Source organism: Kitasatospora sp. NPDC001225 (genome assembly GCF_053597855.1).
The window spans coordinates 47,670-71,817 of record NZ_JBSFJC010000006.1 but is presented as its reverse complement, the minus strand read 5'-3'; the positions used below and the strand labels follow the sequence as shown (position 1 = coordinate 71,817).

The 24,148-nt window shown below is 74.9% G+C and carries 20 protein-coding genes, 2 tRNA genes and 1 other RNA gene; 12 read left to right on the top strand and 11 right to left on the bottom strand.

Annotation, left to right across the window (positions count from 1 at the left end; translation table 11 throughout):
* Positions 1 to 183: 183 nt before the first annotated feature.
* Both ACWDCZ_RS03410 and ACWDCZ_RS03405 read right to left on the bottom strand, forming a co-directional pair.
* Positions 184 to 1,182, bottom strand: coding sequence for a hypothetical protein (locus ACWDCZ_RS03410; RefSeq protein WP_449815101.1), 999 nt, complete (start codon positions 1,180 to 1,182; stop codon positions 184 to 186).
* A gap of 237 nt (positions 1,183 to 1,419) precedes the next feature.
* Positions 1,420 to 2,046 carry a TetR/AcrR family transcriptional regulator gene (locus ACWDCZ_RS03405; protein WP_449815100.1) on the bottom strand — a complete coding sequence of 209 codons (627 nt, stop codon included), beginning with the start codon at positions 2,044 to 2,046 and terminating at the stop codon, positions 1,420 to 1,422.
* Positions 2,047 to 2,156: 110 nt separating this feature from the next.
* Between ACWDCZ_RS03405 and ACWDCZ_RS03400 the strand changes: the two genes are divergently transcribed.
* Complete coding sequence (locus ACWDCZ_RS03400; protein WP_449815099.1) at positions 2,157 to 2,840, top strand: hypothetical protein; 684 nt, start codon at positions 2,157 to 2,159, stop codon at positions 2,838 to 2,840.
* 25 nt (positions 2,841 to 2,865) lie between these two features.
* Here the strand turns inward: ACWDCZ_RS03400 and ACWDCZ_RS03395 are convergent, their stop codons facing one another.
* Positions 2,866 to 3,690, bottom strand: coding sequence for an alpha/beta fold hydrolase (locus ACWDCZ_RS03395; protein WP_449815098.1), 825 nt, complete (start codon positions 3,688 to 3,690; stop codon positions 2,866 to 2,868).
* 205 nt (positions 3,691 to 3,895) lie between these two features.
* A tRNA-Ser gene (locus ACWDCZ_RS03390) sits at positions 3,896 to 3,980 on the bottom strand.
* Between the two features lie 108 nt (positions 3,981 to 4,088).
* On the opposite strand from ACWDCZ_RS03390, the gene ffs reads away from it, so the two are divergent.
* From ffs to ACWDCZ_RS03340, 10 genes are all read left to right on the top strand, one after another.
* Positions 4,089 to 4,185: signal recognition particle sRNA small type (ffs, locus tag ACWDCZ_RS03385), an RNA gene on the top strand.
* A gap of 87 nt (positions 4,186 to 4,272) precedes the next feature.
* Positions 4,273 to 6,456, top strand: a complete 2,184-nt coding sequence (locus ACWDCZ_RS03380) for a DNA polymerase III subunit gamma and tau (protein WP_449815097.1) — start codon at positions 4,273 to 4,275, stop codon at positions 6,454 to 6,456.
* A 159-nt stretch (positions 6,457 to 6,615) separates the two neighbouring features.
* Positions 6,616 to 6,957 (top strand): YbaB/EbfC family nucleoid-associated protein, encoded by a 342-nt coding sequence (locus ACWDCZ_RS03375; RefSeq protein WP_074001802.1) that lies wholly within the window; start codon positions 6,616 to 6,618, stop codon positions 6,955 to 6,957.
* A 283-nt stretch (positions 6,958 to 7,240) separates the two neighbouring features.
* On the top strand, positions 7,241 to 7,840 hold the full coding sequence (recR, locus tag ACWDCZ_RS03370) for a recombination mediator RecR (protein WP_049658152.1): 600 nt from the start codon (positions 7,241 to 7,243) through the stop codon (positions 7,838 to 7,840).
* Entirely contained in the window at positions 7,833 to 8,546 is a 714-nt protein-coding gene (locus tag ACWDCZ_RS03365) for a DUF5063 domain-containing protein (RefSeq protein WP_241852803.1), read from the top strand. The genes recR and ACWDCZ_RS03365 overlap by 8 nt, the downstream gene beginning before the upstream one ends.
* A gap of 342 nt (positions 8,547 to 8,888) precedes the next feature.
* Positions 8,889 to 10,169 (top strand): aspartate kinase, encoded by a 1,281-nt coding sequence (locus ACWDCZ_RS03360; protein WP_074001801.1) that lies wholly within the window; start codon positions 8,889 to 8,891, stop codon positions 10,167 to 10,169.
* 60 nt (positions 10,170 to 10,229) lie between these two features.
* Positions 10,230 to 11,297 carry an aspartate-semialdehyde dehydrogenase gene (locus ACWDCZ_RS03355; protein ID WP_449815096.1) on the top strand — a complete coding sequence of 356 codons (1,068 nt, stop codon included), beginning with the start codon at positions 10,230 to 10,232 and terminating at the stop codon, positions 11,295 to 11,297.
* A gap of 292 nt (positions 11,298 to 11,589) precedes the next feature.
* A complete protein-coding gene (locus ACWDCZ_RS03350) occupies positions 11,590 to 12,135 on the top strand; it encodes a SigE family RNA polymerase sigma factor (RefSeq protein WP_049658157.1) in 546 nt (181 codons plus the stop codon).
* Positions 12,128 to 13,441 (top strand): hypothetical protein, encoded by a 1,314-nt coding sequence (locus ACWDCZ_RS03345; RefSeq protein WP_449815095.1) that lies wholly within the window; start codon positions 12,128 to 12,130, stop codon positions 13,439 to 13,441. The genes ACWDCZ_RS03350 and ACWDCZ_RS03345 overlap by 8 nt, the downstream gene beginning before the upstream one ends.
* Before the next feature lie 126 nt (positions 13,442 to 13,567).
* Positions 13,568 to 14,347: an SURF1 family protein gene (locus ACWDCZ_RS03340; protein ID WP_049661142.1), complete on the top strand. Its 780-nt coding sequence runs from the start codon at positions 13,568 to 13,570 to the stop codon at positions 14,345 to 14,347.
* Between the two features lie 49 nt (positions 14,348 to 14,396).
* Here the strand turns inward: ACWDCZ_RS03340 and ACWDCZ_RS03335 are convergent, their stop codons facing one another.
* The 4 genes from ACWDCZ_RS03335 to ACWDCZ_RS03320 form a co-directional block, all read right to left on the bottom strand.
* A complete protein-coding gene (locus ACWDCZ_RS03335) occupies positions 14,397 to 15,005 on the bottom strand; it encodes a hypothetical protein (protein ID WP_449815094.1) in 609 nt (202 codons plus the stop codon).
* Positions 15,002 to 16,858 (bottom strand): S9 family peptidase, encoded by a 1,857-nt coding sequence (locus ACWDCZ_RS03330; RefSeq protein ID WP_449811199.1) that lies wholly within the window; start codon positions 16,856 to 16,858, stop codon positions 15,002 to 15,004. Before ACWDCZ_RS03330 ends, ACWDCZ_RS03335 begins: the two co-directional genes overlap by 4 nt.
* A 195-nt stretch (positions 16,859 to 17,053) precedes the next feature.
* Positions 17,054 to 18,562 (bottom strand): MFS transporter, encoded by a 1,509-nt coding sequence (locus ACWDCZ_RS03325; protein WP_449815093.1) that lies wholly within the window; start codon positions 18,560 to 18,562, stop codon positions 17,054 to 17,056.
* A 111-nt stretch (positions 18,563 to 18,673) separates the two neighbouring features.
* Complete coding sequence (locus ACWDCZ_RS03320; RefSeq protein ID WP_449815092.1) at positions 18,674 to 19,051, bottom strand: nuclear transport factor 2 family protein; 378 nt, start codon at positions 19,049 to 19,051, stop codon at positions 18,674 to 18,676.
* A gap of 179 nt (positions 19,052 to 19,230) precedes the next feature.
* Between ACWDCZ_RS03320 and ACWDCZ_RS03315 the strand changes: the two genes are divergently transcribed.
* Positions 19,231 to 22,026: an AAA family ATPase gene (locus tag ACWDCZ_RS03315; protein WP_449815091.1), complete on the top strand. Its 2,796-nt coding sequence runs from the start codon at positions 19,231 to 19,233 to the stop codon at positions 22,024 to 22,026.
* Positions 22,027 to 22,293: 267 nt separating this feature from the next.
* Here ACWDCZ_RS03315 and ACWDCZ_RS03310 read toward each other — a convergent pair.
* The 3 genes from ACWDCZ_RS03310 to ACWDCZ_RS03300 all read right to left on the bottom strand — a co-directional run bounded on the left by ACWDCZ_RS03310 (position 22,294) and on the right by ACWDCZ_RS03300 (position 24,122).
* Positions 22,294 to 22,367: transfer RNA gene (locus tag ACWDCZ_RS03310), tRNA-Pro, on the bottom strand.
* 100 nt (positions 22,368 to 22,467) lie between these two features.
* Positions 22,468 to 23,412, bottom strand: coding sequence for a metallophosphoesterase (locus tag ACWDCZ_RS03305; protein WP_049658238.1), 945 nt, complete (start codon positions 23,410 to 23,412; stop codon positions 22,468 to 22,470).
* The gene (locus tag ACWDCZ_RS03300) at positions 23,412 to 24,122 is read right to left on the bottom strand and encodes a CGNR zinc finger domain-containing protein (protein ID WP_449815090.1); all 711 of its coding nucleotides are present in this window, start codon (positions 24,120 to 24,122) and stop codon (positions 23,412 to 23,414) included. Before ACWDCZ_RS03300 ends, ACWDCZ_RS03305 begins: the two co-directional genes overlap by 1 nt.
* Between the last annotated feature and the right edge of the window lie 26 nt (positions 24,123 to 24,148).

The window sequence follows — 24,148 nt, the reverse complement described above, 5'->3', positions numbered from 1 at the left end:
CAGGTCGGAACCGGCCGGGGCTCAAGCATGGCAAACACGGTGTGCCGGCGGGGGGTTCGGGCCGCACGGCGAAGCGACCGGCGGGCGGTTCGGGAGACAGCGAGGGCCCGGGCCGCGGTCGGTGGTCGCGGTCCGGGCCCTCGGGGGCGGGAGCGTACGGGAGCAGCACTCGCGGCAGGGCGGTCAGTGCAGGACGTTCAGGGAGTTGGTGGCGTCGTCGACGAAGTACACGGCGTCGCGGTCGAGGTCGACCGCGAGCCCGAACAGGGCGCCGGCGCCGGGCGGGGTGCCGCTGTCGTCGAGCGTGCGGACGGCGACCTGGTCGCCGGCGGGGGTGGTCTCGACCAGGTTGCCGTCGCCGGAGTTCACCGTGAGGACGTCGCCTCCGGGGGCGACGGCCAGGCCGAGCGGCCCGTTGAGGTTGCCGCCGGTGCTGACGGTGGTGCCGGTGCCGGCGTCGGAGACGCGGTGGACGGCGTCGGGGATCGCGGCGATCCGGTTGGCGAGGGTGTCCGCCACGTAGAGCGTGTCGTCGTGGCCCAGGCCGACGCCGGTCGGGCCGATCACCAGGGCGGCCGGGTCGGTGCGCTGGCCGAAGCCCGAACCGATCCGGGTGGTCGCGATCCGCTGCGGCGGTGCGCCGCCCGGCCGGCACAGGGTGATCCGCAGGACGGTGCCCTGGTCGACCTCGGCCCCGCCGCCCGCGACCGTGCCGTTCAGCAGGTTGGTCACGAACAGCTCGTCGCGGTCGCCGGAGCTGACGGCCGTCATGTCCCACGGGCCGTTGATGCCGTCGCCCGCGATGGTCTCGCGGACCGTTCCGTTGCTGTCCAGCACCAGCAGGCAGCCGGCCTGGACGGTGGCGGAGGTGCCGTCCGTGGTGGGCGTGCTGCCGACCACGACCCAGCCGCCCGGCAGGACGGTCAGCGCCGTCGAGAGCCCGACCCCGCCGGGGCACGGCCCGGGCAGGTGCGCCGGGTCGATCTGGGCGAACGTGCTGACGGCGCCGTCCGGACTCACCTGGACCAGGGTGGTCCCGGTGCCCTGCTGGTTCTGCGCGTTGTTGAAGTTGCTGATCAGGACGTTGCCACGGTGCAGCCTGCCCGTGCTGTGCCGGATCACGAACGTGCCGTACGGGTTCACGTCCCCGTTCGCGGGCACGGTCGAGGCGACCGGGGACACGGTGTTCAGCGGCCCGAGGAACGGTGCTCGGCCGACGGCGCCCCCGCCGCCGTGGCGCCGAGCACCACCACGGCGGCGGTGACCACGCCAGCCCGCCCCCAGAACCTCATGCGCGAAGAGTGAAGTCTCATAACGCGAAGTTATGTCGTGGTCGAATCGCCTGGCGCGCGGAGTTCACCCAGCGGGGTCCCGCGGGGACGCCAGGGGTCCGGGCCCGCCTCGCCCGGGAGGGCGCCGCTAGGAGAGCGCCGCGAAGCCGGTGCAGAGCAGGCGGACGCTCCGGGTGAACTTCTCGTCCTGGCCCACGCGCGGGATCAACGGGCCCATGAGCAGGGGGAACCGCTCGCACAGCTCGGCGTACTGCTCCGCGGTGACGGGCGGTGGCGCCGCCGGCTGGTTCTGCTCCTGGAGCACGAAGCCGGTGACGTGGCTGAGCAGAGTGTCGGCGGCGATGCCGCAGTGGTCGGCGGGGAGGCCGGCGTCGAGGAGGGTGCGCAGCAGGCGTTCCATCAGGGAGAGGGCGCCGGGGCTGAGCACGCCGGGGCTCTCGGCGAGGAGCTGGGCGCCGCCGGGGTGCTGTTTGAGGCTCAGGCGCAGGGCGGCGGCCTGGGCCTCGACGCGGTCCTGCCAGGTGGCGGTGGGCGGGAGGGCGGCGAGGGCCTCGGTGCCGGCGTCGTGCGCGCTGCGGCAGACCCGGTCGGCCATCAGGGCGAGCAACTCGTCCTTGCCGCGCACGTGGTAGTAGAGGCTGCCCGCGTGGGCGTCCAGGCGGTCGGCGACCTGGCGCATGGACAGGTTCTGGTAGCCGACCTCCGCGAAGACGGCCATGCCCGCATCGACGATGCGCTCCTTGGTGAGCTTCATGCGGTCCACCGTACAACGTTTTCCAACACTGTTCGAAAACTGTGCTAGCTTGGCGCCATCAGGTTTTCGAACGGCGTTGGAAAACGCCGGAACCGGGGGGAGGGCCAGACATGGGAGCGATCGTCTTCAACGTGACCACGGCCGCGCTGATGGTCATGATGGTCAACTGCGGGCTCGGCGTCGTCGGCCGCGACACCCTGCGCGGACGGCCGCTCCCGTGGACGGCGGTCGCCCTGACCGCGCTCGCCGTCGGCGGCGTCCTGCTCCAGCTGCTCTGGTCCGGCGCCATGGACGCGCTCGACGCGGACCCCGCCAAGTCCGGCTGGTGGCGCGAGCTCACCTCGGTGTTCATGCAGAACGGCGGCCTCTTCGGCGGCCTGTGGAACCTCGCCACCCTCGCCGCCGTCGCCGCCCTCGCCCAGTGGTACTGGGGCGGCCCGCTCACCCTCGGCCTCTTCCTCGCCGGCATCCTGCTGCCCGGCCGCGTCGACAGCCTGCTCGGCCTCGGCAGCGGCCCCAGCACCGACCCCCGCAACTTCGCCGGCAGCTCCGGCGCCACCTACTTCCTCGGCGCCACCCTCGCCCTGGCCTTCCTCACCCGCACCCGCCTCCCCAAGGAGCTCGCCCTGGCGGCCGGCGTCCCCGCCCTCGGCCTCGCCATGTGGATCGCCCAGGAGAACGGCCACGGACTGGTCACCGTCTACGGCTTCGCCCTCGCGGCAGCCGCCTGGGCCGTCCGCCGCCGGCTCCGCCCGGCCGGCGCGTCCCACCCGGCCCCCGGCCGGGCGGCCTGACCCGCGGCTCTGCCCTGGAGGCGGGCTAGGGGGTCCGGCCGGCTCCTTCGATGAAGCCGGTCAGGCGCTGCGCGTAGGCGTCCGGATGGCTGAGGTGGGGGATGTGCCCGGCTCCCTCGAAGGTGTGGGTCTCGGCCTGGGGCAGGGCGGCGGAGAGCCGGGCGACGATCGCGGCGAACCAGGGCGGGCTCTGCGTCCCCTTCGTCAGCAGGGCGGGCCCGGTGTAGTGGGAGAGGTGGCCGAGGTCGAGGTTGGCCCACTGCGGGTCCGCCTGCTCGTCCGCGAAGGTGGGGGCGTTGGCGACGAAGGTCTCGCGGAGCTGTTCCGGCAGCCGGTCCCAGGCGCCGGGCCCCAGGGCGACCTCCTCCACGAACCGGCGGGCCCCCGCGAGGGTCCGGCCGGCCGTCAGGAGGGCGAGGACGGATTCGATCCTCTCCCCGGTGGCCGCCGTCAGCGGCAGCAGCCCGGGGTCGTCGGCGACGGTGTCCAGGAGCGGGGGCTCGTGGGCGACGAGGCCCCGGAAGAGCTCGGGCCGCCGGGCCGCCAGGCCGAGCGCGGTCGAGGCGCCGAAGGAGTTGCCCGCGACGTACGCCGGCGCGAACCCGAGGGTCTCGATCAGCGCGGCCAGGTCCTCCTCGTCCTCGAACCGGGACCCCCGCCCCGGCGGGCGTTCGCTGCGGCTGTGCCCCCGCCGGTCGTAGGCGAGGACCCGGAACTTCTGCGCGAGGGCGGGCAGGACCGGCCCCCAGCTGCCGTGGTCGCCCCACGAGCCGTGCACCAGGACCAGCGGCTCGCCGTCCCCGTCCACCTCGTAGAAGAGTTCGACGCCGTTCACCGCGACCCGTGGCATGTCCGCCCTCCTCGCCCGCAAGCGGCGGTCGCCGCCGGGGCCATTGAGGCACCCCGGGCCCGGCCCCGCAACCGCGACGGGCCCGACACCACGCACACGGCCGCCCCGCGCGATTGGGGCGGATCAAAGCCCTGACGGGACGGAAGCCCAAGGACGCGGAAACGACGAAGGCCCGGGCCGCTGAGCGGTCCGGGCCTTCTGCCGGCGGAGGATACGAGATTCGAACTCGTGAGGGGTTGCCCCCAACACGCTTTCCAAGCGTGCGCCCTAGGCCTCTAGGCGAATCCTCCGTGGGAGAGCTTAGTACATGTTTCGGGGTGCTCGCGACCACCTGTCCCGCAGGCGGGAGGGTGGGGGTGGCCTGTGGATCGTTGGGGCGGGGATCCGGTACTGTGGGGGTCAGCCCCTCGTGTGGCGTCATCTCTCTGAACCCCCCCAGGGCCGGAAGGCAGCAAGGGTAAGAGGGCTCTGGCGGGTGCGCGAGGGGTCTTTGCGTTCCCGGGGCCCGGTCGGGGCCGGGCAGGACGGTCGGCGGGGTGAGGGGCGACGCGTTTGTCGGTCCGTCCCGATATCGTCGGGGGTGTGTCCCTAGCCCTGTACCGCCGCTACCGCCCCGAGACCTTCGCGGAGGTCATCGGGCAGGAGCACGTGACCGCTCCGCTCCAGCAGGCCCTGCGCAACAACAGGGTCAACCACGCGTACCTGTTCAGCGGGCCGCGCGGCTGTGGCAAGACGACGAGCGCGCGCATCCTGGCCCGTTGCCTCAACTGCGAACAGGGGCCGACGCCGACGCCCTGCGGGGAGTGCCAGTCCTGTCGGGACCTCGCGACCGGCGGGCCCGGGTCGATCGACGTGATCGAGATCGACGCCGCCTCGCACGGTGGTGTGGACGACGCGCGCGAGCTGCGCGAGCGGGCGTTCTTCGCGCCGGTGCACAGCCGGTACAAGATCTTCATCCTGGACGAGGCCCACATGGTGACCTCGGCCGGCTTCAACGCGCTGCTGAAGGTGGTCGAGGAGCCGCCGGAGCACCTCAAGTTCATCTTCGCGACCACCGAGCCGGAGAAGGTGATCGGGACGATCCGGTCCCGGACGCACCACTACCCGTTCCGGCTGGTCCCGCCCGGCACGCTGCGCGACTACCTGGCGGAGGTGTGCGGCCGGGAGGGGATCCAGGTCGAGGACACCGTGTTCCCGCTGGTGGTGCGGGCGGGGGCCGGGTCGGTGCGTGACTCGATGTCGGTCATGGACCAGCTGCTGGCCGGGGCCGGCGAGGGCGGCGTGACGTACCAGATGGCCACGGCGCTGCTCGGGTACACCGACTCCGCGCTGCTGGACGAGGTGGTGGACGCCTTCGCCGCGCACGACGGGGCGACGGTGTTCCAGGTGATCGACCGGGTGGTCGAGGGCGGGCACGACCCGCGCCGCTTCGTCACCGACCTGCTGGAGCGGCTGCGCGACCTGGTGATCCTGGCCACCGTGCCGGACGCGGGGGAGAAGGGGCTGATCGACGCCCCGGCCGACCGGGTCGCGGTGATGCAGGCGCAGGCGGACGCCTTCGGTGCGGCCGAGCTGAGCCGGGCCGCAGACCTGGTCAACACCGGGCTGACCGAGATGCGCGGCAACGCGGCGCCCCGGCTGCAGCTGGAGCTGATCTGCGCCCGGGTGATGCTGCCTGGCGCGTACAGCGACGAGCTGTCGTTGCAGGCGCGGATGGACAAGCTGGAGCGACGGGCGTCCGCGGGCGGGTTCGCCGCGCCGATGGCGGTGACCGGGGGCATGCCGATGGCGGCTCCGACGGCGACGCCTCCGATGGCGGTGGCGCCGGTGGCCGAGGTGCCGGTGGCGCCCGCGCCGGTCCAGTCCGCCGCCGTACCGGCCGCGCAGGCCCCCCAGCCTGCGCAGGCCCCCCAGCCCGTACAGGCCGCGCCGCCCGCCGCCGCGCCCGCCGGGCCGGCGCCGGGTGCCTGGCCGATCCCGCGCAGCTTCCCGCCCGCCGGCGGGGCCCCCGCCGCGGCTCCCGCGGCGCCCCCCGTGGCGCCGCCGCAGGCCGCCCCGGCCCCGGCGCCGGCCGCCGCTCCCGGTGGGCAGCCGTCGGCGTCCGCGCAGCAGGGTGCCGCGCAGGTGCGGCAGCTGTGGCCGCAGATCCTGGAGGCGGTGAAGAACCGCCGCCGCTTCACCTGGATCCTGCTCAGCCAGAACGGCCAGGTGGCCGGGTTCGACGGCAGTGTGCTCCAGGTGTCCTTCATCAACGCCGGCGCCCGGGACAGCTTCGTCGGCAGCAACAGCGACGACGTGCTGCGCTCCGCGCTGGCCGACGCGCTGGGCGTGGACTGGCGGATCGAGTGCATCATCGACCCGTCCGGCGGCGTCGGCGGCCCGTCCGGCGGTGGCCTGTCCGGTGGTGGCCAGAGCGGCGGCGCACCGGGGGGCGGTGCCCAGGCCGGTGGCGGCTGGGGAGCCCCGGCGGCGCGTCCGGCGGCCGCCGCGCCGCCGATGCCCGCGCCCGCCCCGGCGCCCGTGCAGGCTCCGCCGGTCCAGGCCGCGCCGGCGCCCGTCCAGGCCCCGCCCGTGCAGCCCGCGCCGGTGCAGGCCCCGCCGCCGGTGGCGGCGCAGGCCCGTCCGGTGCGGTCGGTGGCTCCGGAGGACGACGTCCCGGAGGCGGACGACCCGGACCTCAAGGAGGACGTGTTCTCCGGCCAGGAGCTGATCATCCGCGAGTTGGGGGCGACGGTGCTGGAGGAGATCCACCACCAGGGCTCCTGATCCGGCCCCCGGGTCCTCCGGCCCAGGTCTCCGGGCCTACGGGCCCCTGAGCGGACCCTGATCCGGGCCCGATCCGGGGCCCGGACCGGCGGGCAGCACGTAGGCTCGGCGGTGACGGACGAAGCGCCGTACGACAGCCGTGACAGCAAGGAGACAGCCGTGTTCCCCGGTGGTGGCCAGCCCAACATGCAGCAGCTGCTGAAGCAGGCGCAGAAGATGCAGCAGGATCTCGCGAACGCCCAGCAGGAGCTGGCCGAGGCGAAGGTGAGCGGTTCGGCGGGCGGCGGCCTGGTCGAGGCGACGGTGACCGGTGCCGGTGAGCTGGTGGCGCTGAGCATCTCCCCGGCCGCCGTGGACCCGGACGACACCGAGACCCTGGCCGACCTGGTCCTGGCGGCCGTCCGGGACGCCAACCAGACCGCGCAGAAGCTGCAGGCCGAGCGCATGGGCCCGCTGACCCAGGGCCTGGGCGGCGGCGGCATCCCCGGCCTGCCGTTCTGACGTCGTCCAACGGCGGCTTCCAAGGCCAGAAGGTCTGAAGTTCAGACGACAGACCCATGTGATTTATGTGGGAGTCGGGCGTCGGGCGCTGTGTCCGACGCCCGATTCGTTGGATGATGGCACCGGAGCACCACCGGCCGTCCGGCACCACCGGCCCCGGCCGTCCGGCTCCACCAGCTTTCCGGCTCCACGGGCCACCAGGCCCCACGGGCCGCCAGGCTCCACCAGCCACCCGGCTCCACCGGCCGTCCGGCACACCGACCATCCGAGGGAAGGCGCGACGTTGTACGAGGGCGTGGTTCAGGACCTGATCGACGAACTGGGCAGGCTGCCCGGCGTCGGGCCCAAGAGCGCGCAGCGGATCGCCTTCCACGTGCTGCAGTCCGACCCGACGGACGTGCGCCGGCTGGCGCACGCGCTGCTGGAGGTCAAGGACAAGGTCCGCTTCTGCGCGGTCTGCGGCAACGTCGCGGAGGCCGAGCGGTGCCGGGTCTGCCTGGACCCGCGCCGCGACCTCGCCGTCATCTGCGTGGTCGAGGAGCCGAAGGACGTCGTCGCCATCGAGCGCACCCGTGAGTTCCGCGGCCGCTACCACGTGCTGGGCGGCGCGATCAGCCCCATCGAGGGCGTCGGCCCGGACGACCTGCGGATCCGCGAGCTGCTGTCGCGCCTCGCGGACGGCACGGTCACCGAGCTGATCCTGGCCACCGACCCCAACCTGGAGGGGGAGGCGACCGCCACCTACCTGGCCCGGCTCTGCAAGCCGATGGGCCTGAAGGTGACCCGTCTGGCGAGCGGCCTGCCCGTCGGCGGGGATCTGGAGTACGCGGACGAGGTCACCCTCGGCCGCGCCTTCGAAGGGAGACGACTGCTCGATGTCTGACCGGACGATCAACCAGCAGCCCCACACCCCCCACCAGCAGTCCCACGGGGAACCGGGGGCGCACGCCCCGCACGTCCACGGCCACGGCTCGGAGCCGGACGACTTCGCCGTGCAGATCGCCGACTCGGTGGAGAGCTTCGTGCTCGCCGTCACCGAGGTCGCCAAGGGCGACGAGCCCGGCAGCGCGGTCTCGCTGCTGCTCCTGGAGGTCTCGCAGCTGCTGCTGGCCGGCGGCCGGCTGGGCGCGATCGAGGACGTCGTCCCGGAGGACCGGTTCGAGCCGGACACCGGCCCCGAGCCGGACGGTGAGCAGCTGCGCGAGCGCCTCGCCGAGCTGCTCGCGCCGATCGACGTCTACCACGAGGTCTTCGACCCGTACGGTCCGCCGGAGAAGCCCAACGCCTTCCGGATCTCGGACGACCTGGCCGGCGTGGTCAGCGAGCTCCAGCACGGCCTGACCCACTACCGCGAGGGCCGGGTCAGCGAGGCGCTGTGGTGGTGGCAGTTCTCGTACCTCTCCAACTGGGGCACGACCTGCACGGCGGTGCTGCGGGCCCTGCAGTCGCTGATCGCCCACGTCCGGCTGGACAGCCCGATCGGCGCGGCGCCGGACGGCGCGGACACCGACGACGACGGGCTCACCGACGAGCAGCTGGAGCAGCAGGCGGGCGACCTGATGGCGGCCGAGCTCGGCCTCGGGCGGTAGTTTCCCGGACCGAAATCCGGCGGATCCCGGCACGGATCGCGGGCTGATCGAATGCGCCCTCGGATTGTGACGAATGCCTCAGCGCCCCGGCCGGAAAAGAAATCCGGCCGGATCGCCGTCCCCCGGTCGGGCGATTCTTCGGAGCGGTACCGAATCGCCCGCAGACCTGACGGCGGAGCCGCCCGTACGGCCGCTCACGTGCTGAAACTACCGTCTCACGATATGGAAAGCGCCGGTCGGAGCACCCCTGCTCGGTAGACTGACGACGACCGCACCCCCCTCTCCCCCGGGGGGTACGGGGGCCCGTAGCCCCCGGAAAAGACTTCGAGTCGAGGAGCGCACGTGGGCCTTGTCGTGCAGAAGTACGGCGGCTCATCCGTTGCGGATGCCGAAGGCATCAAGCGCGTGGCCCGCCGAATCGTTGACGCCAAGAAGGCCGGCCATGAGGTCGTCGTCGTGGTGTCCGCGATGGGCGACACGACGGACGAGCTCATCGAACTCGCGGAGCAGGTGTCACCGCTGCCTGCCGGCCGTGAGTTCGACATGCTGCTGACCGCTGGAGAGCGCATCTCCATGGCGCTGCTGGCCATGGCGATCAAATCCCTGGGGCACGAGGCGCAGTCCTTCACGGGCAGCCAGGCCGGTGTCATCACCGACTCCGTGCACAACAAGGCGCGCATCATCGACGTGACGCCCGGTCGCATCCGCACCGCCCTGGACCAGGGCAACATCGCGATCGTGGCCGGCTTCCAGGGCGTCTCCCAGACCAGCAAGGACATCACCACGCTGGGCCGGGGCGGCTCGGACACCACCGCCGTGGCGCTCGCCGCCGCGCTGAAGGCCGAGGTCTGCGAGATCTACACCGACGTGGACGGCGTGTTCACCGCCGACCCGCGCGTGGTGAAGAAGGCCCGCAAGATCGACTGGATCGCCTACGAGGACATGCTGGAGCTGGCCTCGTCGGGTTCCAAGGTGCTGCTCGATCGGTGTGTCGAGTACGCCCGTCGCTACAACATCCCGATTCACGTACGCTCGTCCTTCTCGGGTCTTCCCGGGACGATCGTCAGCAACGACAACCCGAACAAGCCCGAAGGGGGCGAGATGGAGCAGGCCATCATCTCCGGAGTCGCCCACGACACCTCCGAGGCCAAGGTCACCGTCGTCGGCGTGCCCGACAAGCCGGGCGAGGCGGCGCGCATCTTCCGCGCCATCGCCGACGCCGAGGTCAACATCGACATGGTGGTGCAGAACGTCTCCGCCGCGTCGACCGGCCTGACCGACATCTCCTTCACCCTGCCCAAGACCGAGGGCCAGAAGGCCATCGACGCGCTGGGCCGGGTCAAGCAGGGCATCGGCTACGAGTCGCTCCGCTACGACGACGCGATCGGCAAGATCTCGCTGGTCGGCGCCGGCATGCGCTCCAACCCGGGCGTCACGGCGACCTTCTTCGAGGCGCTGTCCGCCGCGGGCGTCAACATCGAGCTGATCTCCACCTCGGAGATCCGCATCTCGGTGGTCACCCGCGCCGACGACGTGCCGGAGGCCGTCCGTGCCGTGCACAGCGCCTTCGGCCTGGACAGCGAGAGCGACGAGGCCGTCGTCTACGGCGGCACCGGGCGATGACCCGGGAACGGAGCGGGAGCACCGGGCGATGACCCGGGCACCGGGCCGGGACGCCGGGCGATGACCCGGCGTCCCAACCTCGCCGTCGTCGGCGCCACCGGCGCGGTCGGCGAGGTGCTGCTCGGGCTGCTCTCCCTCCGCCAGGACGTCTGGGGCGAGGTCCGACTCGTCGCCTCCCCGCGCTCGGCCGGCCGTACGGCGCTGGTGCGCGGGGAGACCGTCGCGGTCGTCCCGCTGACCGAGGAGGCCTTCGCGGGGATCGACGTCGCGGTCTTCGCCGTCCCCGACCAGGTCTCCGCCCAGTGGGCGCCGATCGCGGCGGCCAAGGGCGTCGTGGTGGTCGACGACTCGGCCGCCTTCCGCACCGCCGAGGACGTGCCGCTGGTCGTCCCGGAGGTCAACGCGGCCGCGCTGCGGATCCGCCCGCGCGGCATCGTCGCCAGTCCGGCCGGCACCACGCTCGCGATGATCGCCGCGGTCGGCGCGCTGCACGCCGAGTACGGGCTGGCGCAGCTCGTGGTCGCCTCCTACCAGGCCGCCGGCGGCGAGGGCCGCGACGGCGAGGCGGCGCTGCGCGCGCAGACCGGGCTGGTGGCGGGCACCGCGGTGGGCCGGCAGACCGGCGATCTGCGCGCGCTGATCGCCGATCAGGGGCCGTTCGCCGCCCCGCTCGCGCTCAACGCCGTGCCCTGGACCGGCGGGCTGCGCGACGGCGGCTGGTCCGCCGAGGAGATGGGCATCCGCGACGAGTCCCGCAAGGTCCTCGGCCTGCCCGCCCTGAAGGTCTCGGCGACCTGCGTCCACATCCCCGTCGTCCGCACCCACGCGCTGGCCGTGCACGCGCGGTTCGAATGCGAGGTCACCCAGGAGCACGCGCAGGAGATCCTGCGGGACGCGCCCGGCGTGGTCCTCTACGACGACCCGGCGGCGGGCGAGTTCCCGACGCCGAACGACGTGGTCGGGACGGACCCGGTCTGGGTCGGGCGGGTCCGGCGGGCGCTGGACGAGCCGGAGGCGCTGGACCTCTTCCTCTGCGGGGACAACCTGCGCAAGGGCGCGGCGCTCAACCTGGTGCAGCTGGCCGAGCTGGTGGCGGCGGAGCTGACGGCGGGAACGCCGACGGATTAGAGAGTGACGGGCCCTCACGGGTTCCGATGTGCCCGCTTGTGTCCACACCTGTGTCCATACCTGTGTTCGCTCCTCGACACAATCTGTCCGGAATCCCGTGGGAATCCCCTGGAGGCCTCTTCAGCCGATGCGGAAGAATGGGCCCCGGGCTGGGCAACCATGACAGGGGATCGAGTGTCCAACGTGCGTGGCGAACGTGATGGTGGGGGCAAGGGCGGGCATCCCGGCAAGAGCCGCGGTGTCCTTCCCCTCGCGCGCCCCGAGGCCTGCGAGTAGGCCGGAAGAAGACCAGATGACGGCGGCCGCACCCGGTGCGGCGGACTCCGGTGCCGGTACCGACGCGGGTACCAGCGAGGACCTGCTCACCGCGACCTACCAGGCGCACTACCGCTCGCTGCTGCGGCTCGCCGCGCTGCTCCTCGACGACCTCTCGACCTGCGAGGACGTCGTCCAGGAGGCGTTCATCCGGGTGCACGCCGCCCGGCGCCGGGTGCGCGAGCCCGAGAAGACCCTGGCGTACCTGCGGCAGACGGTCGTCAACCTGTCCCGCTCCACGCTGCGCCGCCGCATCCTCGGGCTGCGACTGCTGCCGAAGCCCATGCCTGACATGGCCAGTGCAGAAGAAGGTGCTTACGATGCCCTGGAGCGCGACCAGTTGAAGGCCGCGCTGCGTGGTCTGCAACGCCGTCAGCGGGAGGTTCTGGTGCTGCGTTACTTCGTGGACATGACGGAGGCGCAGGTCGCCGAGACCCTGGGCATCTCGCTCGGCTCGGTGAAGGCCTACGGCTCGCGCGGGCTCGCCGCCCTGCGCGTCCAGATGGCGGCCGGACATGGCTGAGGCGGACGGCGACCGACGGCGGCCGGCGGACGGCACTCCGGAGGCGGGCGGGCCTGAGGTGAACGGACCCGGGACGCCCGGGGCGAACGAGCCCGGGGCGACCGGGCTCGGGGCGACCGGGCTCGGGGCGACCGGGCTCGGCGCTTCCAGAGCGAGCAGGCCCGGGGCCGAGGCCCCGGAGGAGCTGCTGTCCCTGTCCACCGAGGAACGGGCGGTGCGCGAGCTGCTGCACGGCGCCGTCTCCGGCATCCAGCCCGCGGCCGGCGGGCTGCCGCGGATCCGGCGGGCGGTGCCCCGCCGCCGGGCCGCCCGGCGCGGTGCCTGGACCGGGGCGGCCGCGCTCGCCTTCGTCGTCGCGATCGGCCTGCCCGTCCTGCACGAGGGGGAGCACCTCGGGCTCTCCGGCGGCCCCGGCTCGGCCGACGCCAAGAGCCCGGCCGCCACCTCGCCCAGCGGCACCGCCGGGACGACCGGCGGCACCGGGGCGGCCTCGCACGCGAACCCGAGCGGCCCCGGCGACACCACCCCGCCGCCCGGTACGGCCTCGGCCCCGCACAGCCCCGGCGGCGGGCAGGCGAGCACCGACGGCGGCGTCGCGCCCAGCGGGACCTCCGGCGCCGGTGACGGCGGCATCGTCCCGCTCTGCACCCGGACGGACCTCGGTGAGGGCCTCGCCCAGGTCGGCACGGCCGACGGCGACGGGCGGATCTACGGCTCGTTCACCGTCTACAACGTGTCCGGGCGCAGCTGTCGGCTCGGCGGGCCGGGCTCGGTGGCGGTCACCGCCGTCAGCGGCGGCGACCGCGGCCGCATCCGCACCGCCGACCACGCCCCGGGCGACCCGGCCGCCGGCCTGCCCGCGATGGACGGGGAGCCGCCGGTGCTCGCGCCGCGGGCCGGGTACCGGGTGCCGTTCGCCTGGGTCCCCGACCAGACCTGTACCGGCTCGGGCACCCTGAGCACCCCGTCGAACAGCGTCAACCAGGTGGCCCTGCGCTCGGACGTCCCCGCCGCCGAGTCCGGCGCCCCGGCCTCCGTCCCCACCAGTGAGGTCAGCGCCAACCCGCCGGCCTCCTCGTCCCCGTCGGCGGGCCCCACCACGGCCCCCAGCCCGACCGCGACGCCGACCGGCAACCCGACCACCGCGCCGCCCGCCGTGACCATCGCCCACACCCCCGCCCCCGGCAGCCCGGCGGCCGCCACGGCGACCCTGCCGGTGGCGTGCAGCGGCACCGTCTACCGCGGCGGCGTCCAGGGGCTGGGCGGCCCGGCGCCGCAGCCGTCGGGCTCACCGACGGCTCGGTGACGGCTCGGTGACGACGGCCTGAGCGTGGCCGCCGATGTAGAGGAGGGGCCGGGGCGACCGGCCGGAGGCGGCCGTGTTCGGGGCCCGGGGGACGGGGCGGGTGTGAGGAGTGGATACCGTGGGGGTGTGTACCGGTTCCTCCTGACTCCGCGCTGGCTCGGCGGCACCGTCGTGGCCGTGGCGGCCGTGGCGGTGTGCCTGTGGCTGGGTTCCTGGCAGCTCGGCCGCTTCGAGGACCGGGTGTCCACGCACCAGGAGGCCAAGCAGGCGGTCACCGCTTCGGGTGACGCCCGGCCGATCGACGCGCTGCTCAACCAGGCGACCCCGCAGGTGAGCACGGAAACCGTCGGCAGGACCGTCACGGTGACCGGCAGCTACGACGGCGAGCACCAACTGCTCGTCCCCAACCGCGTGGTGGACGGCAAGCAGGGCTACTACGTGCTCACCCCGCTGCGCACCGCCGACGGACACGCCGTCGCCGTGGTGCGCGGCTGGTCGGCCGGGGACCCGGCCGTCGCCGGGCCGCCGCCGGGCGGAGAGGTGACGGTGACCGGGCGCCTCCAGGCCAACGAGTCGGTGGGCAGCAACGGCGCGGTGGCGGGCGGTCTGCCCGCCGGGCAGCTCGGCATGATCAACCGGGCCTCGCTGCTGAACGTGCTGGAGTACGACGGCTGGTACGACGGCTGGGTGGCCGCCGACGACGCGCCCGCCGGGCTGGCCTCCGTACCGACCGTGCAGCCGCAGGGCGGCGACGGGCTCACCCTGCGCGCGTTCCAGAACCTGGGCTACACCCTGGAGTGGTTCGTCTTCGGCGGGTTCGTGGTCTTCATGTGGTACCGCCTGGTGCGCCGGGAGGCGGAGGCGGAGCAGGACCGGGCCCTCGGGCTGGACCCGGTCCTGGACTGACCGGCGGCGCCTTGACGCAGACGCCGGTTCGGCGCTCGGCCGCCCCGGCTCAGCGCTTGGTCGGCAGGGCCGGTGCCGGTGTCGGCTTGACCGCCGGCGGGGGCGTCGTCGGCGTCGGCGTCTGCGGGGGGAGCAGCGGCTGGGTCGGGGTCGACGAGCCGGTGGGCAGCGGCGTCGGGTCGCTGTGGCAGTGGCCGTTGCCGTTGCCGCCGCCGTTGTGGTCGTCGGAGTCGTAGTGGTCGATGTGGTGGTGCACACTGCGACCGGTCTTGGAGCCCTTGGACCCCGACCCCTTCGAACTGGACGAGCCGCTCTTGCCGCCCCCCTTGGCGAGCTGGACCGGGTCGCCCCCGTCCGCGGGCGGCGTGTACACCGCCCGTACGACGGCCGCCCCCGGACCCGCCGCGCCCGCCTTGGTCGCGGTGCCGGCGTGCGGAGTGACGGGCGGCGCGGCGGGCGGTGTGGCGCCGGCGGGCGGCGTCGCGCCGGCGGTCGGTGACGCGGGCACGGCCGGCGCGGGCGCGACGGCCGAGGAGCTCGGTACCGGCGGGCCGGTCGGGGGCGGGCAGGACGCGGTGTTCCGCTGTGAGCCCGAGCAGCCGGTGAGCACCAGGGCCCCGGCGACCGCTACCCCCGCGAGCATCAGCAGGCGTCTCACGCAGCCCCTCCGTCTCCGTCACGCCCGGCCGTGCCCAGGTGCCGCCGCACGAAGTCGATCTCCAGTCGCAGCTGCTTGATCCGCTCCTCCACCACCAGCGAGCCGTGCCCGGCGTCGAAGCGGTACACCTCGTGCGGCTTGCCGAGCCGCTCCAGCCGCTCGACGTAGTTGTCGATCTGCCGGATCGGGCAGCGCGGGTCGTTGACCCCGGCGCTGATGTAGACCGGCACCCGCACCCGCTCGACGTAGGTCAGCGGCGAGGAGGCGGTGAAGCGCTCCGGGACCTCCTCCGGGGTGCCGCCGAAGAGCGTGCGGTCCAGCGACTTGAGCGCCTCCATCTCGTCGGCGTACGCGGTGTGGTAGTCCGCGACCGGGACGGCGGCGAGGCCGAGGGCCCAGTCGTCGGGCTGGACGCCGAGGCCGAGCAGGGTCAGGTAGCCGCCCCAGCTGCCGCCGGTGAGGACCAGCCGGGCCGGGTCGGCGAGGCCGCTGTCGACGGCCCAGGCGCGGACCGCCGCGATGTCCTCCAGCTCGATCAGGCCGACCCGCTCGTGCAGCGCGTCCGTCCAGGCCTGGCCGTAGCCGGTCGAGCCGCGGTAGTTGACCCGGACCACCGCGAAGCCGTGGTCCAGCCAGGCGGCCGGACCGGCGGCGAAGGAGTCGCTGTCGTGGTGCGTCGGGCCGCCGTGGATCTCGAACACGGTCGGGTACGGGCCCTGCGCGGGCGTCGCCGGCCGCTGCACCAGGGCGTGCACCCGCCCGCCCGGCCCGTCCACCCAGACGTCCTCGACCGGCACCGAACCGGGCGGCACCGCGCCGGGCGCCCGCAGCACGACCGTCCCGGCGGTGGAGCGGACGGCGGAGGGCTCGGCGGCGGAGGACCACAGGTACTCGACGGTGCCGTCCGGACGGGCGGTGGCGCCGCTGACGGTGCCGCGCGGGGTCTCCAGGCGGGTCAGCCGGCCGTCGGCGAGCGCGTACGAGAACAGCTCGCTGCGCGCCTCGTACTCGTGCTCCACCAGCAGCGCCTCGGCGCCGGGGCGCCACTGCGCGGAGACGTCGCCGGGCAGCTCGCGGCCCTGCTCGTCGCGCAGCGGGAGGGCGGTCTCGGCGCCGGTGGCGACGTCCCAGATCATCGGCTCCCAGCGGCCGGTGCGCTGGTGGGCGACCAGCAGGCGGGTGTCGCCCTCGACCGGGGCGAAGCCCAGGCAGGCGACGCCGCGCGGCTCGTCCCGGCCGGTGACCTCGTCCAGCTCGGCGACGGTCTCGACGCCGCCGTCGGCGGTGATGCGCACGACCCGGATCGCGGAGTGCATCGCGTCGCCGTGCTCGGTGTGGTCGATGGCGAGCAGGGTGCTGTCGTGGCTGAGGTCGCCGATGCCGCCGTACTCCTCGTGCCGGTAGACCTCGACCGGCACGGTGGCGCCGGGGCGGCGCAGGTGCAGGGTGGTGCCGTCCTCGTCGGTCGAGCGGCCGACCACCACGGTGCCGTCGCGGCCCAGGGCCAGGCCGGCCGAGTAGGAGGCGGCGAGGCCGGGCACGGCCTCCTCGTCGGGGCCGCCCGCGAACGGCTGGCGGCGCCAGACGCCGAACTCGTCGCCGTCGTGGTCGTCGAACCACCAGACCCAGTCGCCGTCGGGGGACAGCTCGGCGTCGGTGGTGCCGTTCGGACGGTCGGTGACCCGACGGTGGGCGCCGGTGGTGCGGTCCCAGGCGTAGACCTCGTAGGTGCCGGTCGCGTTGGACACGTACAGCGACCGGTCGGGGGCGTCCTCGGCCCAGTCGGGCAGCGACACCCGGGCCGCCCTGAACCGCTGCTCCCACGCCGGTACGGCGCTCTTCTCCTCGCTCATCCGACCATCCAACCCGATCGGGGGGAGGGAAGGGAACGGGCGGGTGGGCTTCGGCCCACCCGCCCCGTGCCGCCGGGGTGGCGGCGGGGTGCCGGCGCAGGTGTTGCCGTGCGCGGCGACCGGGGTGTCCACGAACGCCCGGCCCGGGGCCCGGGTTCCGTGGGGCCGGGGCGGGTGCCCGGGGCCATGCCGGGGTCAGCCCTCGTGCGGCGCTTCGTGCGGCGCTTCGTACGCTCGGTGCGCTTCGGCCGCTCCGTGGGCCCCGTGTGCTCCGCGCGGCAGGAACCGGACCAGGCCCATGAGCACCAGCTCCAGCACCGCCAGGGCCAGGACGCTGCGGCCGAAGGCGGCGGCCGGGTCGCCGGCGCCGTAGTAGACCAGGCCGATCAGCGCGATCCCGAGCGCTCCGCCGACCTGCTGCACGGTGGACACCACCCCGGCCGCGGAGCCGGCCAGCCGCGGCTCGACGCCGGCCAGGACCACCGAGGTCACCGGGGCGATCACCAGGCCCATGCCGAGGCCGTCCACGAACAGCCCGGGCGCCAGCCACCGGACGCCCGGGCTGTTCGCGGTGAGGGCCAGCAGGCCGAGCCCGAGGGCCATCAGCAGCCCGCCGAGGGCGATGGTGCGGCGCTCGCCGAGGCGGGCGGTGACGCGGTGGGTGGTGTTGGAGGTGATCAGGTAGCCCAGGCCGATCGCGGTGAAGACCAGTCCGGCGCCCAGCGCGTCCAGGCCGCGGCCGAACTGGAGGTGCAGGGCGAGCACCAGGAAGAAGGAGCCCTGGCCGAGCCAGAAGGCGAGTTGGGCGAGCAGGCCGGCGCTGAAGGCGCGGTCGCGGAAGAGCCGGGTGTCGACCAGCGGGGTGGTCGCGGTGGTGGCCGTGGCGGCGGTGGTGGCGGTGGTGGCGCGGTGCTGGTGCACGGCGAAGACGGCCAGCAGGGCGAGCGAGCCGCCCAGGCAGAGCCCGGTCCACAGCGGCCAGTGCAGCTGCGGGCCCTGGATCAGCGGCAGCACCAGGCCGGTCAGCGCGGTGGTGACCAGCAGCACGCCCACCGGGTCCAGGCCGGGCCGCTGCGGGGCGCGGGACTCCGGCAGGCTGCGGCGGACCAGCGGGAGGGCGGCCAGTCCGATCGGCAGGTTGATCAGGAAGCAGCTGCGCCAGCCGAGGCCGAAGAGGTCCGCGCGGATCAGCAGCCCCCCGATCAGCTGGCCGAACACCGCGCCGACGCCCATGGTCAGCCCGTACCGGGCGAAGGCCCGAGCCTGGGCGGCTCCGCTGAACGCGGTCCGCAGGATCGCCAGCACCTGCGGACCCATCAGCGCCGCCGACAGGCCCTGCGCCACCCGGGCGCCGACCAGCGCGGCCGCCGTCGGGGCGAGGCCGCAGGCGGCGGAGGCGAGGGTGAAAAGGGCCAGGCCGAGCCCGAACACCCGGCGGCGGCCGTACCGGTCGCCGAGGCGGCCGGCGGTGACCAGGCCGGCCGCGAGGGCCAGGCTGAAGCCGGCCATCACCCACTGGACGGCGGCCGGGCCGGCGCCGAGGTCGCCCTGGAGGGAGGGGAGGGCGACGTTGACGACGAAGATGTCGAGGGCGGTCATGAAGGTGGCGGTCAGGATGACCGGCAGCAGCCCCTTGGGGGCCGTCGGCGCCGTTGCCCCTGTCTCGGCCTCGGTGGGCTGCCGGGTGTTCAGTGAGGTGCTCATCTCGGGCTCTCCTCAAGGGTGTTGGCGACCCAAGCGGGTCGGCGGCCGGTGCCGAGGGGCGGGCGCGGTGGGGTGCGTCCCGCCCCTCGGCCGGGGCGGCGGTCCGCGGGGTCAGGCGCCCGGCACGCGGTCGAGGAAGCCGTACACCGCGCCGATCCGGCCGTCCGGGGTGGCCGCCAGCACGTCGAAGCCGATCACCACCGGCTCCGCGCCGGCCGGGCCCAGGTTCCAGGTGAAGCGGGCGACGTCGTGGTGCGCGTCGACCGGGTCGAGGGTGAACTCCAGCCCCGGGAACTGGGCCTGGGCGGCGCCGATCAGCGCGTCGATCGCGTCCCGGCCGGTGACGGCGGCCAGCGGGTCGGTGTAGCGGCCGTCCTCGGCCCACACCTCGTCGACCAGCTTGCGGCGGGCCGCCGGGTCGGTCTCGTTCCACACCGCGAGGTAGCGCTCGGCGAGCTGCTGGAGGGCGGCGGTGGTGATCTCGGTCATCGTCATCTCCCGTGTTCCGGTGGGTGGTTGGCCGGGTCGTTCCCGGTGCTCACCACGGTAGGGACGGGCGGCCGACGGCGAATCCGTCACGTATGGGTATGGGGGTACGTAGCCTCCGCGGAGGTGTACCGGTGCCGTGGTCGGCAGTGGTGCGCGGCCCCGCTGGGTAGGGTCGGGGCATGCTGTACGGGAGGGAAGGCGAACAGGCCGCCGTGGACGGGCTGTTGGACGGGGCGCGGGCCGGACGCAGCGGAGTGCTGCTGCTCCGGGGCGAGGCCGGCATCGGCAAGACCGCGCTGCTGGACGACGCCGTCGCGCGGGCGGGGGAGGCGTTCCGGGTCGTCCGGGCGGCCGGCGTCGAGTACGAGGCCGAGCTGCCGTACGCCGGGCTGAGCCTGCTGCTCGCGCCCGGCCTGGACCGGCTGGACGTCCTGCCCGGCCCGCAACGGCGGGCGCTGGAGGCGGCGTTCGGGCTCGCCGACGACGAGCGGACGGGCGACGACCGGGCGGGCGACCGGGCAGGCGACGGCGGCGGTGCGGGCGGCGGTGGGGCGGGCGCCGACCGGCTGCTGGTCGGGCTCGCCACGCTCGGCCTGCTCGCCGAACTCGCCGCCGACCGGCCGCTGTTGTGCGTCATCGACGACGTTCAGTGGCTGGACCGGGCCTCCCTGGACGCCCTGCTGCTGGCCGCCCGGAGGCTCCAGGCCGAGGGGGTCGCCCTGCTGCTCGCCGCCCGCACCGGCGGCCCGTCCGGGGCCGGCGGCAGCCCGGCGGAACGCCCGCTGGGCCTGCCCGAACGGCAGGTGACCGGCCTGTCCGAGGCCGACGCCACCCGGCTGCTGGCCCGGCGGGTCGGCCCCGACCTGCCGTCCACCGTCCGCGACCGGCTGCTCGCCGAGGCGGCCGGCAACCCGCTCGCGCTCACCGAACTCCCGGTCGCCGCCGGGCCGCAGCTACCGGCACCGGGCGGCCTGCCGCTCACCAGCCGGCTGCTGATCGCCTTCCACGGCCAGGTCACCGGCCTGCCCGCGGCCACCCAGACGCTGCTGCTGGTCGCCGCCACCGAGGAGGGCGGGGCACTGGACGTCGTCCTGCCCGCCGCGGCCGCCCTCGGCGTCACCGCCGAACACCTCGCGCCCGCCGAGGCGTCCGGCCTGGTGACGGTCACGGCCGACCGCCGGATCGCCTTCCGGCACCCGCTGCTGCGCTCCGCGATCCTCCAACGGGCGCCGCACCACCAGAAGACGGCGGTCCACCGGGCCGTCGCCGGCGCGCTGCCGGACGGCGACCGCCGCACCTGGCACCTCGCCCTCGCCGCCACCGCCCCCGACGCCGGCCTCGCCGACGCGCTGGAGCGCACCGCCGTCCGCGCCGGCCGCCGCGGCGGCCACGGCGGCGCCGCCGCGTACGAGCGCGCCGCCCGCCTCACCCCGGACCGTGACGGCGCCACCCGCCGGCTCGTCCTGGCCGCCGAAGCCGCCACCGAGGAAGGCGAGTTGGTACGGGCCGAGGCGCTCGCCGACGAGGCCTCCGGCCGTACCGACAACGTCCTGGCGCACGCCCTGCTCGACCAGGTCCGGGCCACCGCCCACTTCTGGCGCGGCTCCTACCCGACCGCCCACCGGCTGCTGCTCGACGCCGCCGGCACCGACATCGACCCGCCGTACGCCGCCCGGATGCTGCTCCAGGCCTTCCACGCCGCCTGGTACGCGGGGGAGGAGCCGGTGGCCGCCGTCCTGGACCGCCTGGCGGTCCTGCCGCTCGCCGCCGACGACCCCCTCGCCCCGCTCGCCCGCCACCTGCCCGCGGCGGTCCTGCCCGCGCTCGGCCGGCCCGCCGGCCCGCTGCCGCCCGTCCGGGAGGCCGCCGAGGCCGCCCGTCGGGCCGGGGCCGAGAGCCTGGTCGACCTCGTCCAGCTGTGCGGCGCCACCCTGGTCCTCGGACGCGACGAGGAGACCGCCGAACTAGCCGCCGAACTGGTCGCGGAGGCCCGCGCCAAGGGCACCGTCGGCGTGATGCCCACCCTGCAGTTCTTCCTCGCCGAGGCCGAACTCTTCCACGGCCGCCACCGCGACGCCGAACTCACCGCCACCGAAGGCCTCGGCCTCGCCCGGGACACCGGCCAGCACCAGTGGGTCAGCCAACTCACCGCGCTGCTCGCCCACCTTGCCGCGCTCGACGGCCGCACCGACCACTGCGCCGAACTCGCCGCCACCGCCCTCGCCACCACCGGCCCGCAGACCGCCGCCCCCGCCGCCGGCCAGGCCTGGGCCCAGTGGGCACTCGCCCTGCGCGACCTCGGCCAGGGCCGCGCCGGCGACGCCGCCGACCGGCTGCAGACCCTCACCACCGGCCCGCACCGCCACCACGTCAGCGCCACCCGGGCCGTCCCCGACCTCGTCGAGGCCGCCGTCCGCCTCGGCACCCCCGACCGCGCCGCCGAAGCCTACGAACGCTTCGCCCGCTGGACGGCCGCCGCCGACCGCCCCTGGGCCGACGCCCTCCGGCTGCGCTGCCAGGCCCTGCTCGGCCCCGACGAACTCGCCGAGACCACCTACCGCGCCGCCCTCTCCCGGCACGAAACGGCCCACCGCCCCTTCGAACAGGCCCGCACCGCCCTCCTCTACGGCGAATGGCTCCGCCGCACCCGCCGCCGCACCGACGCCCGCCCCCACCTGCGCGCCGCCCTGGAGACCTTCGACCGCCTCGCCGCCCACCCCTGGGCCGCCCGCGCCCGCACCGAACTCTCCGCCACCGGCACCCCGGCCCCCACCCCGTCCACCCCCACCGGCACCCCCCAGTCCCCCCTCACCCCCCAGGAACTCCAGATCGCCCGCCTCGCCGCCCAGGGCCTCACCAACCGCGACATCGCCGCCCAGCTCTTCCTCAGCCCCCGCACCGTCGCCCACCACCTCTACAAGGCCTACCCCAAGCTCAACATCACCTCCCGCACCGAACTCCCCACCACCCTCTGACCCGCTCGGGCCCGGCGACGGCGGCGCGGCCGCGGAGCCCCGGACGCACCGGCGCTGTCCGTACGGGGAGTTGGCCTTGCCCGCAGCGCGGCTAGCCCGGCGGCCGGGGCGGGGCGTCGTGCGCGCGGTGGGGCCTGCCTGTGGTCGGCCGGTGGAGGCCGCGGACGGCACCCGGGCGTCGGACCCGGCTGAGGAGTGGTCACCCGGCCGGTCGCGCACAACGACAGAGGGCCTGCCGGATTTCTCCGGCAGGCCCTCTGCACTGGGTCGGGGTGGCGGGATTTGAACCCACGGCCTCTTCGTCCCGAACGAAGCGCGCTACCAAGCTGCGCCACACCCCGGTCTTGCGGTTTGTCGCTCCGTCTCCTTCGCGACGAGTAGAACTCTACCGGACGCTCGCCGAGACACGAAATCCGGTTTCGAGCGGGCGTCCGGTGGGGGTCAGCGGGCTGCCGGGACGAGGGTGAGGAGGGTGGCCTCGGGGGGGCAGGCGAAGCGGACGGGGGTGTAGCGGTTGGTGCCGCAGCCGGCCGAGACGTGGAGGTGGGAGCGGTGGCCGCCGGCGGTGTGGGTGGAGAGGCCCTTGACCCGGCGGGTGTCGATGTCGCAGTTGGTGACCAGGGCGCCGTAGAAGGGGATGCAGAGCTGGCCGCCGTGGGTGTGGCCGGCCAGGATCAGCGGGTAGCGGTCGGCGGTGAAGGCGTCGAGGACGCGCAGGTAGGGCGCGTGGACGACGGCGAGGGAGAGGTCGGCGTCGGGGGACGGGCCGCCGGCGACCTCGCTGTAGCGGTCGCGCCGGATGTGCGGGTCGTCGAGGCCGGTGAACTCCAGGTCGAGCCCGTTCACGGTGAGCCGGCCGCGGGTGTTGGTGAGGTCGAGCCAGCCGGCCGCGTCGAAGCCGTCGCGGAGCTTCTCCCAGGGGTTGTGGACGGCGCCGGTGATGCCGCGGCGGGCGGTGCCGTCGGGGTTGTTCATGCCGTGGGCGCCGCTGCGCATGGCCTGGAGGTAGCGGGCCGGGTTCTTGCGGGCCGGGCCGTAGTAGTCGTTGGAGCCGAAGACGTAGACGCCGGGGAACTCCATGAGCGGTCCGAGCGCGTCGAGGGTGGCCGGGACGCCGAGCGGGTCGGAGAGGTTGTCGCCGGTGTTGACCACCAGGTCGGGGCGCAGGCCGGCCAGGCTCTTCAGCCAGCGCTGCTTCTTGCCCTGCCCGCTCACCATGTGGATGTCGGACACCTGGAGGACCCGGATCGGGCGGGCGCCGCGCGGGAGGACGGGGACCTCGATCCGGCGGAGGCGGAAGGCCCGGACCTCGTACCCGACGGAGTAGGCGAGACAGGCGGCGCCGGTGGCGGCGATGCCGAGGGGAACGGAGTACAGCGGTCGCATCAGCCCATGCTCTCAGATGGTCGATCAGCCTGTGTACGCCCGGAGTCGGGGGTGGGGGCGGTGGTCGGCGGGGCCTCCTCGGAGTCCCGGCGGGCGCGTAGCGCGCGGACCTTGTGGCGGTTGCCGCAGCGCTCCATGGAGCACCAGCGGCGCCGGCCCGGCCGCGAGGTGTCGACGAAGATCAGTTGGCAGTTGTCGGCGCCGCATTCCCGGACCCGGTCCGCGTACGGGCCGGTGAGCAGGGCGATGGCGTCCCGGGCGAGGGTGGAGACCAGCTGGGCCCCGTCGGCGGGCAGCGGGGCGGCCGCGGTGCCGTCGGGGGCGATCCGGGGGACCAGCGGCGGGTGCTCGGCGGCCCGGTTGAGGACGGCGTGGTCCGCGGGCGTGCCCCGGCCGCCGTGGGCGCGGGCGGCGGCCAGGCGCCACAGGGCGTCGCGCAGGGTGCGGGCGGCGGCGAGCTGGGCGGGGGAGATCCGTACGGCGTCGGCGGGCAGTCGCAGCCGGGACGGCGGGAGCCAGGCGGCGAGGTCGGCGGGCCGGTGCAGCACCTCGTACCGGGCGTACGGGCCGGGGCCGCCGGTGGTGAGCAGTTCCAGGCAGAGGGCGCCGGGGTCGAAGTGGAAGCGGCCGCCCCCGGGGGTGGTGAGGAGCAGCCCGGGCGGGGTGGCGGGAGGCCTGTCGGCGGCGCTGCGGCTGGCTGCGTCGGTCATGCGGCCCAGGATAGGTGTAACCGGGA